This is a genomic window from Streptomyces sp. WAC 01529 (assembly GCF_003945545.1).
Classification (GTDB): Bacteria; Actinomycetota; Actinomycetes; order Streptomycetales; family Streptomycetaceae; genus Streptomyces; species Streptomyces anatolicus.
This window is the reverse complement of sequence record NZ_CP029617.1, coordinates 2,429,566-2,442,349: the sequence shown is the minus strand read 5'-3', so window position 1 is coordinate 2,442,349 and position 12,784 is coordinate 2,429,566. Positions and strand designations below refer to the sequence as shown.

At 72.2% G+C, this 12,784-nt stretch carries 12 protein-coding genes; 4 read left to right on the top strand and 8 right to left on the bottom strand.

Translation table 11 applies throughout. The features are described 5' to 3' along the window. Positions 1–44: 44 nt before the first annotated feature. Positions 45–620 carry a TetR/AcrR family transcriptional regulator gene (locus tag DMA15_RS10970; protein WP_125512590.1) on the bottom strand — a complete coding sequence of 192 codons (576 nt, stop codon included), beginning with the start codon at positions 618–620 and terminating at the stop codon, positions 45–47. A 109-nt stretch (positions 621–729) separates the two neighbouring features. On the opposite strand from DMA15_RS10970, the gene DMA15_RS10965 reads away from it, so the two are divergent. Beyond that, positions 730–1,884 (top strand): agmatine deiminase family protein, encoded by a 1,155-nt coding sequence (locus DMA15_RS10965; protein WP_346428908.1) that lies wholly within the window; start codon positions 730–732, stop codon positions 1,882–1,884. A gap of 6 nt (positions 1,885–1,890) precedes the next feature. Here DMA15_RS10965 and DMA15_RS10960 read toward each other — a convergent pair whose 3' ends face one another. Beyond that, on the bottom strand, positions 1,891–2,475 hold the full coding sequence (locus DMA15_RS10960; RefSeq protein ID WP_125512589.1) for a TetR/AcrR family transcriptional regulator: 585 nt from the start codon (positions 2,473–2,475) through the stop codon (positions 1,891–1,893). Between the two features lie 183 nt (positions 2,476–2,658). Between DMA15_RS10960 and DMA15_RS10955 the strand changes: the two genes are divergently transcribed. After that, positions 2,659–5,121 carry a glycoside hydrolase family 3 C-terminal domain-containing protein gene (locus DMA15_RS10955; protein ID WP_125512588.1) on the top strand — a complete coding sequence of 821 codons (2,463 nt, stop codon included), beginning with the start codon at positions 2,659–2,661 and terminating at the stop codon, positions 5,119–5,121. A gap of 18 nt (positions 5,122–5,139) precedes the next feature. Here the strand turns inward: DMA15_RS10955 and DMA15_RS10950 are convergent, their stop codons facing one another. Further along, on the bottom strand, positions 5,140–6,036 hold the full coding sequence (locus DMA15_RS10950; protein ID WP_125512587.1) for an SGNH/GDSL hydrolase family protein: 897 nt from the start codon (positions 6,034–6,036) through the stop codon (positions 5,140–5,142). Between the two features lie 346 nt (positions 6,037–6,382). Between DMA15_RS10950 and DMA15_RS10945 the strand changes: the two genes are divergently transcribed. Then, positions 6,383–6,877, top strand: a complete 495-nt coding sequence (locus tag DMA15_RS10945) for a DUF3145 domain-containing protein (protein ID WP_125512586.1) — start codon at positions 6,383–6,385, stop codon at positions 6,875–6,877. Positions 6,878–6,987: 110 nt separating this feature from the next. On the opposite strand, the gene fabF is transcribed toward DMA15_RS10945, so the two are convergent. The 5 genes from fabF to fasR form a co-directional block, all read right to left on the bottom strand. Continuing rightward, entirely contained in the window at positions 6,988–8,250 is a 1,263-nt protein-coding gene (gene fabF, locus DMA15_RS10940) for a beta-ketoacyl-ACP synthase II (RefSeq protein ID WP_125512585.1), read from the bottom strand. Positions 8,251–8,320: 70 nt separating this feature from the next. Further along, positions 8,321–8,569, bottom strand: coding sequence for an acyl carrier protein (locus DMA15_RS10935; RefSeq protein ID WP_030777934.1), 249 nt, complete (start codon positions 8,567–8,569; stop codon positions 8,321–8,323). A gap of 98 nt (positions 8,570–8,667) precedes the next feature. Continuing rightward, positions 8,668–9,669: a ketoacyl-ACP synthase III gene (locus tag DMA15_RS10930; protein ID WP_125512584.1), complete on the bottom strand. Its 1,002-nt coding sequence runs from the start codon at positions 9,667–9,669 to the stop codon at positions 8,668–8,670. Between the two features lie 28 nt (positions 9,670–9,697). After that, the gene (locus tag DMA15_RS10925; protein ID WP_125512583.1) at positions 9,698–10,609 is read right to left on the bottom strand and encodes an ACP S-malonyltransferase; all 912 of its coding nucleotides are present in this window, start codon (positions 10,607–10,609) and stop codon (positions 9,698–9,700) included. A 90-nt stretch (positions 10,610–10,699) separates the two neighbouring features. Then, positions 10,700–11,839, bottom strand: a complete 1,140-nt coding sequence (gene fasR, locus DMA15_RS10920) for a fatty acid biosynthesis transcriptional regulator FasR (RefSeq protein WP_125517589.1) — start codon at positions 11,837–11,839, stop codon at positions 10,700–10,702. A 250-nt stretch (positions 11,840–12,089) separates the two neighbouring features. Here fasR and DMA15_RS37960 point away from each other — a divergent pair, with 250 nt between their 5' ends. Further along, entirely contained in the window at positions 12,090–12,767 is a 678-nt protein-coding gene (locus DMA15_RS37960; RefSeq protein WP_125512582.1) for a pirin family protein, read from the top strand. Positions 12,768–12,784: the final 17 nt, after the last annotated feature.

Genomic DNA, 12,784 nt, shown 5'->3' with positions numbered 1-12,784 from the left:
ACCGAATTGCCCCGGCGCGGGTAGGCCCACGGAGACCGCCCGGCTCAGGCCCGCCCCAGCTCCCGTACGACGGCCCCGCGCAGCAGCTCATGCGCGCGCTCCAGCGTGGTCGTGCCGCTCAGCCACCGTTCGCTGACGCCCTCGACGAGCGCGGTGAGCCGTTCGGCCGCCGCCCGCGGGTCGACGTCCTCCGCCGCCTGCCCGGCGGTCCGCGCCTGCCGGATGAGGTGGGCGAGATCGTCGGCCCACTCCTTCGTGGCGACGGTCAGCTGCTCGCGCAGGTCGGGATCGAAGACGGCGGTGGCACGCAGCTCACCCCAGGCCGCGCTGTTCTCCCGTACGCGGGGCGTGTCCTGAAGCTCCAGGAGCAGCAGGTCGGTGAGCCGGGTGCGGGGGTCGGCGGAGGTCTCCAGGGCGGCGTCGGTGTAGCGGACCGCGCGGCGGCCGATGAACTCCAGGGTGCGGCGGAGCAGCCCGGCGCGGTCCTTGAAGTGGTAGTAGATCAGCGCGGTCGACACCCCGGCCTCGGCGGAGACCTCCTCGACGCGCAGCCCGCGCACCCCGCGCCGGGCGATCAGCCGGGCGGCGGCTTCGAGGATCTGGGTGGGCCTGTCCGGCATCGCGCTGCTCCACTGCCTGAAGGATCGGGTTCTGGGTCCGGCCTCCGATCATGCCCTACGATCGTACTGACTGAAATTTCAGTCAGGGCCAGAAAGGCAGGACACCGACGTGACACCGAACAGAGGAATGCCCAGGCGGCGCGCCCTCAGGGCAGGCGCCCTCGCGGCCCTCGGCGCGACGGCGCTGAGCGCCTGCGGTGGCGAAGGGGGCGCCGAGCACCCGGGAAAGCAGGACCGCGCCGAGCCCGCCACGGCACCCTCCGCCGACGGCCGCCGCATGCCCGACGAGGCGGCCCCGCACGAGCTGACGTACATGTCCTGGCCGAGCCGCCGCATCTGGAAGTCGTACGTCCATGCCGTACGGGAGGACATCGCGCGGATCGCCCGCACGATCGCGGAGTTCGAGCCGGTGACGCTGCTCGCGGACGAGCGGGACGCGAAGGCGGCCCGGCGGGCCTGCGGTTCGGGGGTGGAGATCCTGCCGGTGCCGGTGGACGACCTGTGGATGCGGGACACGGGCCCGAGCTTCGTGCTCGGCCCCGACGGCCTCGCGGGCGTCGACCTCCGTTTCAACGGCTGGGGCGACAAGCAGGAGCACGCCCGCGACGGCGAGGTCGCCCGGCGGATCCTGGCCGACCGGGGCGTTCCGCGCGTCGAGGCGCCGATCGTCGGTGAGGGCGGCGCGATCGAGGTCGACGGGGCGGGCACTCTGCTCGCGACCGAGAGTTCCCTGGTCAACGGCAATCGCAACCCGGGCAAGTCCCGCGACGACATCGAACGCGCGCTCAAGCGGCTCTTCGGCGTCACCCGGGTCATCTGGGTGGACGGTGTCAGGGGCAAGGACATCACGGACTACCACATCGACGCCCTGGCCCGCTTCGCCGAACCGGGCGTGGTGGTCATGAGCACCCCGCCGCCGACGGCCCCCGACGACGTCTGGTCCAAGGCCTACGCCCAGGCCCGCGAGACCCTCTCCGCGGCGAAGGACGCCCGCGGCAAGTCCCTGGATCTCGCCGCGCTCCCCGAACCGACCCGCATCGGCCGCCGAGGCCCCGACTTCCTCGCGAGCTACGTCAATTACTACGTGGCGAACGGCGCCGTGATCATGCCCCGCTTCGGCGACAGGAAGGCCGACAGCGCGGCCGCGTCGATCGTCCGGGAGCTGTACCCGGGCCGCCAGGTCACCCAGATCCCGGTGGACGCCCTCGGCGAGGGCGGCGGCGGCATCCACTGCGCGACCCAGCAACTGCCGAAGGCGCCTTAGCCCCGGCTAGTCCCGGCCCGTCTCCTGGCCGCCGCCAAGGAGTGCGAGGAAGGCCCGGAAGGCCTCCGGCATGTCCACCGCGTCGGGGTCGAGGAGCCACTGGTACTGCAAGCCGTCCATCACCGCCGCCAGCAGCGGAGCCGCCGCCTCCGGCGTGAGGCCGGAGGGCAGCCGCTCCCCGTACTCGGCGCGCAGCACCGCCGCGAAGCTCTCGCGCACCGTCCCGTACCGCCCGGCGAAGAAGGCGCGCGCCGGATGCCCGTCCGTCACGCTCTCGCCGAGCAGCGCGGAGAAGGTCTGCACGACGCCGGGCCGCATCGCGTTGTACTCCACGAGCGAGCCGAGCAGATCGAGCCGCCACTCGCCGCGCGGCACCGCGTCCCACTGGTCGCGGGCCTCCAGGACGGCCACCAGAAGGGCCTCCTTGGTGGGGAAGTAGTGCATCAGGCCCTGCTGGGTGAGGCCGACCCGCTCGGCGACCGCCCCGAGGCTCGCGCCCCGGTAGCCGCGCTCGGCGATCACCTCAAGGGCGGCCCGGAGAATCTCCGCACGCCTCTCCTCGCCCCTGGGCCTCGCCCTGCCCGCCGTCATCTCCGCACCCTTCCCTCGGCCCCGCTCGCGGGACTTCCGGCCCCACCCGGAGGACCGTACGACATCTTCGTATAACAGCAAGATAACGAAACCTACCGATCAACAGGTGGGAGATGCAGGATGGGGCCACCGGCGCGGACGGCCGGTGCGACACATCCACGGATTCAACGAGGAGGCACCGTCATGGCGGCACCCAAGCCCACCGAGGCCACGGACGCGGACCGGGCGCGGGAGGCGGCCGTCGAGGCCGCCCTCGGCAAGCTCGGCCTGGACGCCAAGGCCCGCCTGCTCGGCGGCCGCGACATGTGGTCCCTGCACGCCCTGCCGGAGATCGGCCTGAGGTCCCTCGTGATGTCCGACGGCCCGATCGGCGTGCGCGGCACCCGCTGGACCGCCGACGACCCGTCCATCGCGCTGCCCTCCCCGACCGCCCTCGCCGCCACCTGGGACCAGGAGCTGGCCCGCCGCGCCGGGGCGCTCCTGGCGCAGGAGGCCCGCCGCAAGGGCGTCCACGTCCTGCTCGCGCCCACCGTCAACCTCCACCGCACCCCGCTCGGCGGCCGCCACTTCGAGGCGTACAGCGAGGACCCGTATCTGACGGGCGTGATCGGCACCGGCTATGTCCAGGGCGTGCAGTCCGGCGGCGTCGGCACGACCGTCAAGCACTTCGTCGCCAACGACGCCGAGACCGAGCGCTTCACCGTCGACAACAGGATCGGCGCGCGCGCCCTGCGCGAGCTGTACCTGGCGCCCTTCGAGGCGATCGTCACCCACGCCCGCCCCTGGGGCATCATGACCGCCTACAACCAGGTCAACGGCGTGACGATGACCGAACACCGCCACCTCGTGAACGGAGTGCTGCGCGGCGAGTGGGGATTCGACGGCTGCAACGTCTCCGACTGGATGGCCGCCCGCACCACCGCCGGCGCCATCGAGGGCGGCCTCGACGTCGCCATGCCGGGCCCCCGCACGGTGTACGGAGAGCCGCTCGCCGCCGCCGTCCGCGCGGGCCACGTAGAGGAGGAGACGGTCGACGCGGCCGTCCGCGACGTCCTGCGCCTCGCCGCGCGCGTCGGCGTCCTCGAAGGCGCCGAACCGGCCGTCACCCGGGCCCCCGCCGACATCGACGGCGAGGCCCTGGCCCGCGAGATCGCCCGCCGCTCCTTCGTCCTCGTGCGCAACGAGCACCAGACCCTGCCGCTCCGGCGCACCCCCGGCACGGTCGCTCTCATCGGCGCCGCCGCCCGCGACGCCCGCGTCCTCGGCGGCGGCTCCGCCACCGTCTTCCCCGCCCGCGTCGTCTCCCCGCTCGACGGCCTGACCGCCGCCCTGCCAGAAGGCGCCCTCACGCACGCGGTCGGGGCCGACCCCAGCGACGAACTCGCCCCGGCCGACAAGGGGTTCGAGCTGCGCGCCCGCTGCCGGGACGCGGAGGGCCACCTCCTGGGCGAGGGCGGCCTGCCCACCGGCCAGGTCCAGTGGATCGGCGACGACCTGCCCGAAGGCGTCACCCACGAGGCCATGGCGAGCGTCGAGGTGGTCGGCACGTTCACGCCCCGCGAGAGCGGCGAGCACTCCTTCGGCACGCGCGGCCTCGGCGGCTTCACGCTGACGGTCGGCGGCCGGGTCCTCTATGACGGCGTGCAGGAGATGGACGCCGGGGCCGACCCGTTCGAGGCGTTCTTCGGCTCCCCGGTCGAGCGCGGCACGGTGGCGCTCACCGAGGGCGAGCCCGTCGAGGTCTCCCTGCTCCACCGGCTCGACAAGGAGGCCGCGACACCGCTGCCGGGCGTCCTGTTCTCCCTCGTCCACCTCGGCCCGCGGCGCGCCGCCGACGAACTCATGTCCGAGGCCGTCGAGGCGGCGCGCCACGCCGACACCGCCGTCGTGGTCGTCGCCACCACCGAACGCGTCGAGTCCGAGGGCTTCGACCGCCAGGACCTCAGGCTGCCGGGCCACCAGGACGACCTGGTCCGCGCGGTGGCCGCGGCCAACCCCCGCACGGTCGTCGTCGTCAACTCCGGCTCCCCGGTGGAACTTCCGTGGCGCGACGACGTCGCCGCGATCCTGCTCGGCTGGTTCCCCGGCCAGGAGGGCGGCGCGGCCCTCGCCGACGTCCTCCTCGGCGCCGAGGAGCCCGGCGGCCGGCTCCCCACCACCTGGGGCGACCTCGCGGCCGCCCCCGTCACGAGGGTCACTCCGACCGACGGTGAACTCCCTTACGACGAGGGCGTGTTCATCGGCTACCGCGCCTGGGAGCAGGCGGGCGCCACCCCCTCGTACGCGTTCGGCCACGGCCTCGGCTACACCGACTGGACATACGAATCCCTCACGGTGGAGGGCACGACGGCCACGGTCCGCGTCCGCAACTCCGGTACGCGCGCGGGCCGCGAGGTCATCCAGCTCTACCTTGCCCCCACCATTGCGGACGCCGCCCGCCCGCCCCGCTGGCTCGCCGGTTTCGCGTCCGTCGAGGCGGCGCCGGGCGAGAGCGTGGAGGCGACGGTCGAACTCCCGCGCCGGGCCTTCGAGATCTGGGACGAGGACGCCAACGCCTGGTCGTACCAGGAAGGTTCGTACGAGGTCACGGCGGGCCGCTCGATCGCGGACCCGCGCCTGACGAAGACGCTCAGGGCCGCCCCGTAAGGCAGAGCCCAGGAGCGCTCAGGAGACCGGCTTGCGGGAGGTCACCTGACGGTAGGCCAGCTCGGCGATGCGCGCCTGGCCGTTCTTGCTGGGGTGGAACCAGTCCCAGTGGCTCAGCTGGTCGCCGTCGAAGCGATAGTCGAACACCGCCCCGCCGTCGTATCGGCACCGCCGATCCTTCTCGCACACCTCTTCGAGTACGTCGTTGTACGCCACGACGCGGTCCTGCACCGACTCCCGCCGCTCGGTCGCCGCGGTGCTCAGATCGTCCGGGTCGGCCAGCATCGCCGCGCAGATGCCGAGCTTCCACACCTGCTTGCCCAGCGCGTTGGTGCGCCCCTGCGACCAGAGCCGCTTGAGGTCCGGCACGGACGACACGTACACCTGCGCCTTCGGCAGCGAGCGGCGCAGCGTGCGCATCGCCTCCTGGAAGTCCGCGCGGAAGCGGGCGACCGGCGTCATCGCGGACGGTGTCGAGCGGCAGGCGTCGTTGGCGCCGACCATCACCGTCACCAGCTCGGGCCGCTCGGTGGCGGCTTGCTCGACCTGCCCGGTCAGATCCGCCATCCGGGCGCCGGTCTTGGCGTGGTTCCAGCTGTGCGAGGCGGCCCGCTTCTTCCCCAGCAGCCGGGTCGCGAGGCTTCTGACCTCGGCGTCCGTGCCGGTCGCCCAGGACGCCTCGGGGCAGTCGGAGAGCACCGAGCAGGCGTCGAAGCCGCGCGTGATGGAGTCGCCGACCGCCGCCAGCGAGCGGGGCGTGGTGTCCCAGGCGGGGGAGGGCTTCTTGTGCGCGGAGGCGCCGGGGGCCGGGGAGTTGCCGCCCTGCGCGTCACACGCCGTGAGCGAGGCGGTGCCGAGGAGGGCGGCTGTCGCGAGCGCGACGACGGCACGCGTACGGTGCCTGCGGTTCCGCATCCCCTGGTCCCCTCTGTCTGTCGTTCAATGAAGACGTCGTGCGCGTGGCCGGGGTTGCGCCCCGCCGGGTGAAAGGTCGGAGTTTCCTGGCCCTGGGACCGACGGTACGTCACACTCCTTGCGCCGACGCACGGTAGCCTCGCCCCGTAGCCGCCCGGCCCCGCTGTCATGGGCGGCGACAGGCGGATGATCGACCCGGTGACGCCTCGCTGCCGTGGTTCCGCTAAATTACATCACGTCACATCTGTCCCCTTTTCCCAGGTTTCTCTACCATTTGGGGAAAATTGCTCGGCACGGGCGCGAGGCCGCTGGGGAAGGCGAACCTCGACCCACACTGGAGGTCCCGGTGACGACACGTGGAGTTCTGTACGTGCACTCCGCTCCGCGCGCGCTGTGCCCACACGTCGAGTGGGCCGTCGCGGGCGTGCTCGGCGCGCGTGTGAGCCTCGACTGGATCAGGCAGCCCGCCGCGCCGGGCACCTGGAGATCCGAATTCTCCTGGAAGGGCTCGGCGGGCACCGCGTCCAAGCTCGCCTCCGCCCTGCGCGGATGGTCCCTGCTGCGCTTCGAGGTCACGGCCGAGCCGTGCCCGAACGCCGAGGGCGAGCGGTACAGCGCCACGCCCGACCTCGGCATCTTCCACGCCGTCACCGGGCTGCACGGCGACATCCTCATCCCCGAGGACCGCCTGCGCGCCGCCCTGGCCCGCTCGCAGCGCGGCGAGAGCGACCTGGAGGCCGAGCTGGCCAAGCTCCTCGGCAAGCCCTGGGACGACGAACTGGAACCCTTCCGGTACGCGGGCGAGGGCGCGCCGGTGCGGTGGCTGCACCAGGTCGTGTGACACCTGTTCCGGGTAACCGGAAGGGCCTCCACGTAACCGGAAGGGCCCTCACGCAATCGGAAGGGCCCCCACCATGCGGCGGGGGCCCTTCCGGTTCACGTACGACCGCGTCAGACGGTCCGGAACGCCAGGACGACGTTGTGGCCGCCGAAGCCGAACGAGTCGTTCAGCGCCGCGATACGGCCCTCGGGCAGCGCGCGCGCCTCGTCGCGGATGATGTCCGCGTCGACCTCGGGGTCGAGGTTCTCGATGTTGATCGTCGGCGGGGCCATGCGGTGCTTGAGCGCGAGGACCGTGGCCACGGTCTCCACGCCGCCCGCGCCACCGAGCAGGTGACCCGTCATCGACTTGGTGCTGGCGATCGCCATGTGGTCGACGTCGTCGCCGAACGCCTTGCGCAGCGCCTTGATCTCGGCGACGTCACCCTGCGGGGTCGAGGTGGCGTGCGCGTTCACGTGCACGATCTCGGACGGCTTGAGGTCCGTCGTGTCGATCAGGTTCTGCAGGGCCGCGGCGATGCCGTTGCCGGACGGCTCGGGCTGCGTGATGTGGTGCGCGTCGGCCGAGATGCCCTGGCCGACGGCCTCCGCGTAGATCTTCGCGCCACGGGCCTTGGCGTGCTCCTCGGACTCGAGGACGATCACACCGGCACCCTCGCCGAGCACGAAGCCGTTGCGGTCCGCGTCGTAGGGACGCGAGGCGCCCTGCGGGTCGTCGTTGTTCTTCGACATCGCCATCATGTTGCCGAACGCGACGATCGGCAGCGGGTGGATCGCCGCCTCCGTGCCGCCCGCGACGACGACGTCGGCGCGGCCGGTGCGGATCATCTCGATGGCGTAGCCGATGGCCTCCGCGCCCGAGGCGCAGGCCGACACCGGGGTGTGGACGCCCGACTGGGCGCCCAGCTCGATGCCGACGTTGGCCGCCGGGGAGTTGGGCATCAGCATCGGCACGGTGTGCGGGGAGACACGGCGTACGCCCTTCTCCTTCAGCACGTCGTACTGGTCGAGGAGCGTGGTCACGCCGCCGATGCCGGAGGCGATGACCGCGCCGAGGCGGTGCGGGTCCACCGAAGTGTCCTCGCCCGCCTTCGCGGTGAAGCCCGCGTCGGCCCAGGCCTCCTTGGCCGCGATCAGCGCGAACTGCGCCGACCGGTCCAGCTTGCGTGCCTGCGGGCGGGGGATGATCTCACCCGGCTCCACGGCGATCTGGCCGGCGATGCGGACGGGCAGCTCGGCCGCCCACTCCTGCTCCAGCGTGCTGACGCCGGAGCGGCCCGCGAGCAGGCCCTCCCACGTCGAGGCTGCGTCGCCACCCAGCGGTGTGGTTGCGCCGATACCGGTGACGACCACGGTGCGATTGGTCGAGTTCACAGGAAATTTCTCCACGGTGTTGAGGGGATCAGCGGCGCCACCGCCGGGTGGCGACTGAGCACGAGCTCGGTCAGTTCTGGTGCTCGAGGATGTACTTGGTCGCGTCGCCGACCGTCTTGAGGTTCTTGACGTCGTCGTCCGGGATCTTGACGTCGAAGCGCTCTTCGGCGGCGACGACGACCTCGACCATGGACAGCGAGTCGACGTCCAGGTCGTCGGTGAAGGACTTGTCCAGCTGGACGTCCTCGACCGGGATGCCGGCGATCTCGTTCACGATCTCCGCGAGACCGGCGACGATCTCTTCCTGAGTGGCGGCCATGTTGGCGCTCCTTCTTATGTATCCAGAGGGTGTGGCGCCCGCCGCGGCAGCGGCAGGTTGGTCACAGCAGTACGGACCGGGTGATCCGTACGTGATGCCTAGGGGAGGGTAACGACCGTGGCGGCGTACACGAGACCCGCCCCGAAGCCGATGACGAGCGCGGTGTCGCCGCTCTTCGCCTCGCCGGTCGCCAGGAGCCGCTCCATCGCGAGCGGGATCGAGGCGGCCGAGGTGTTACCGGTGGTGCGCACGTCACGGGCGACCGTGACGTGCTCGGGCAGTTTCAGAGTCTTCACCATCGAGTCGATGATCCGCTCGTTGGCCTGATGCGGAATGAAGACATCCAGGTCGTCCGCGGTGATCCCGGCCGCGTCCAGCGCCTGCTGGGCGACCTTCGCCATCTCGAACACGGCCCAGCGGAAAACCGCCTGGCCTTCCTGCGTGATGGCAGGGAACTTGTCGGGCGCGCCGTTGCGGTACGCCTCCCAGGACTCGGTCTGCTTGATCGTCTCGGACTTGTCGCCCTCCGAGCCCCAGACCGTCGGGCCGATCCTCGGCTCCTTGGAGGGGCCGACGACCACGGCACCGGCGCCGTCACCGAAGAGGAACGCCGTCGCGCGGTCGGTCAGGTCGGTGAGGTCGCTCAGCCGCTCCACGCCGATGACAAGGACGTACTCGGCGGAACCGTCGACGACCATGCCCCTGGCCAGCGTCAGACCGTAACCGAAGCCGGCGCAGCCCGCGGAGATGTCGAACGCGGCGGGCCTGCCCGCGCCGATCTTGTCCGCGATCTCGGTCGCGATGGCCGGGGTCTGCTTGAAGTGCGAGACCGTCGACACGATGACGCCGCCGATCTGCTCGGGCGTGATGCCCGCGTCGGCGATCGCCTTGCCCGCCGCCTCGATGGACATCGCGGCCACGGTCTCCTCGTCGGAGGCCCAGTGGCGGGTGGCGATGCCCGAGCGGGAACGGATCCACTCGTCGGACGAGTCGATCGTCTCCAGGATCACCTCGTTCGGCACGACACGGGTGGGCCGGTAGCCGCCGACGCCCATGATCCGCGCGTACGGGGCGCCCTGACTGGGCTTGATCTTCGACATGCGCTACGGCTCCTTGTCTGTCGTCGGCTCAGGAATGCTCGGCGACGAGCGCGCGGGCCGCGTCGAGGTCGGCGGGGGTCTTGACCGCGAGCGTCTGGACGCCCTTGAGCGCACGCTTGGCCAGACCGGTCAGCGTGCCGCCGGGGCAGATCTCGATCAGCGCGGTGACGCCCAGCTCCTGGAACGTCTCCATGCACAGGTCCCAGCGGACCGGGTTGGCCACCTGGCCGACCAGGCGCTCGATCACCTCGGCGCCGGTCGCGACCGTCTTGCCGTCGCGGTTCGAGACGTAGGTGAACCTGGGGTCGGCGGGGGTGAGGCCCTTGGCGGCCTCCTCCAGCCGCGCCACCGCGGGAGCCATGTGGCGCGTGTGGAAGGCGCCCGCGACCTTGAGGGCGATGACCTTGCGCACGCCCTCGGGCTTGTCGGCCTCCAGGGCGGCGAGCTGCTCCTTGGTGCCCGCGGCCACGATCTGGCCCGCGCCGTTCACATTGGCCGGGGTCAGGCCGAGCTTCTCCAGGTGCGGGACGGTGACCTCGGGGTCGCCGCCGAGCAGCGCCGCCATGCCGGTCTCCGTGACGGCGGCGGCCTCGGCCATGGCGAGCCCGCGCTTGCGCACGAGGCGCAGGGCGTCGTCGTCGCCGAGCACACCCGCGTACGCGGCGGCCGTGATCTCGCCGACGCTGTGTCCGGCGACGGCGCCCGGCGCGATGTCACCGAGTGCCGCGGCGGAGAGCAGTCCGGCGGCCACGAGCAGCGGCTGCGCCACGGCGGTGTCGCGGATCTCGTCCGCGTCTCCTTGCGTGCCGTAGTGGGCGAGGTCGAGCCCGATGGCGTCCGACCAGGCGCCGAGGCGGTCTGCGGCGCCGGGGAGGTCGAGCCAGGGAGTCAGGAAGCCGGGCGTCTGAGCGCCTTGGCCGGGAGCGACGAGTACGAGCACTCTCACACTCTCTCTTGTCGACGGCGTAAGCCGCCCGTGGGGACAGGGACGAAGAACGGCTGGGGGAATTGTAGGGGCCCGACAAAAGCCCTACGACTGAGGATCCGCGTCGGCCAGTCGCCCCAGGATGAGCGCGATCCGCAGCGTGAAGGCCGACCGTACGTCGGAGGGCGACCAGCCGGTGACGTCAGTCACACGTCGAAGCCGGTAGCGCACGGTGTTGGGGTGCACAAAGAGCATCCGGGCGGCGCCTTCGAGGCTGCTCGCCTGCTCCAGATAGACGCTGAGCGTCTCCAGGAGCGCGGAGCCCGCCTCCTCCAGCGGTCTGTAGATCTCCTCCACCAGCTGTACGCGGGCCGCCGGATCCCCCGCCATGGCCCGCTCGGGCAGCAGATCGTCCGCGAGGACGGGCCGCGGGACGTCCTGCCAGGCGGCGCTCGCCTTGAGCCCGGCGGCCGCCGCCTGCGCGGAACGGGTGGCCGCGAGCAGATCGGGCACGATCGGCCCCGCCACCACGGGACCGGCGGCATACGGCCCGATCAGCGCCTTGGCGACCGCCAGCGGATTGTCGCTGCCGCCCGCGATGACGACCAGGCGAGAGCCGAGTACACCCGTCAGGACCTGGAGCTTCGCGTGCCGGGCGGCCCGCCGGATGGCCTCCACGGTCAGCTCGCTGTCGCCGTCCGGGGCGGTGCCGAGGACCACGCAGACGTGCTCGGGGGAGTTCCAGCCGAGCGCGGCGGCGCGGGAGACGGCCCCCTCGTCGGCCTCTCCGGAGAGCACCGCGTTCACCACGAGGGATTCGAGACGGGCGTCCCAGGCACCGCGTGCCTCGGCGGCCTGCGCGTACACCTGCGCGGTGGCGAAGGCGATCTCACGGGCGTAGACGAGCAGCGCCTCGCGCAGGACGGATTCGTCGCCCGGGGCCGCGACCTCGTCGATCGCGGACTCCATCACCTCGATCGTCGTACGCACCATCTCCACGGTCTGCCGCAGGGTGATCGCCCTGGTCAGCTCGCGGGGGGCGGTCCCGAAGACGTCGGTGGAGATCGCCTGGGGGGCGTCCGGGTGCCGGAACCACTCGGTGAACGCGGCGATACCGGCCTGGGCGACCAGGCCGATCCAGGAGCGGTTCTCCGGCGGCATCGCCCGGTACCAGGACAGCGTCTCGTCCATGCGCGCGATGGCCTGCGCCGCGAGGCTCCCCGACGACTTCTCCAGGCGCTTCAGGGTCGCGGTGTGCGCGTGCGGGGTGCGGCGGTCATGCCGTGGCCCGGCTCCTGGCTCGGGGTGGGACCCGGGCGGGGAACCCGGCTCGGACTCCTGGTGGGCTTCGTTCGCTGAGGGTTCGGGCACGGGGACAAGACTGCCTTATCGGGGCGGGGGGATGCGGTGCCGGGGCCAAGAGCCTGTCTTTGAACCCCCGCCCGCGCTCCGCGCGAACGACGCGGGTTCAAAGACAGGCTCTAACGTGGAGCGCGTGACAGACGTACGGCGCTCCGGCGACCGGTACCGCGGCGGGGACGCGGCGGCCGGCATCGAGTCCTTCCACGCCTTCTCCTTCGGGCCCCACTACGACCCCGACAACCTCCGCTTCGGCGCGATCCTGGCCTGCAACGAAGAGCGCCTCGCGCCCGGCGCGGGCTTCGACGAACACCCGCACAGCCACACCGAGATCGTCACCTGGGTCGTCGAGGGCGAACTCACCCACCGGGACTCGACGGGCCGCGAGTCCCTGGTCCGCCCGGGCGACCTCCAGCACCTGTCGGCGGCGGGCGGCGTCCGCCACGTGGAGCGCAACGACGGCGCGGACCCCCTCGTCTTCGTCCAGATGTGGCTCGCCCCGCTCTCCCCGGGCGGCGAACCCTCGTACGCGGTCATCCACGGAATCGCCGACGCCACCCCGTACGAGATCCCGGGGGCGGGAGCCCTCCTCCACATCCGGCGCCTGGCCCCCGGCGAGCGCACCGCCCTGCCGGACGCCCCGTTCACCTACCTCCACGTGGTGCGCGGCGAAGTACGGCTGGGGGAGGAGCACCTGAGCGCGGGCGACGCGGCGCGGGTCACGGGCGGGACGGGGCTGGAGGCGGTGGCCACGGCGGACGCCACCACGGAGGTCGCGGCGGAGCTGCTGGTGTGGGAGATGGCGGGCGGGTAGCCGCGGGGCGCGACGAC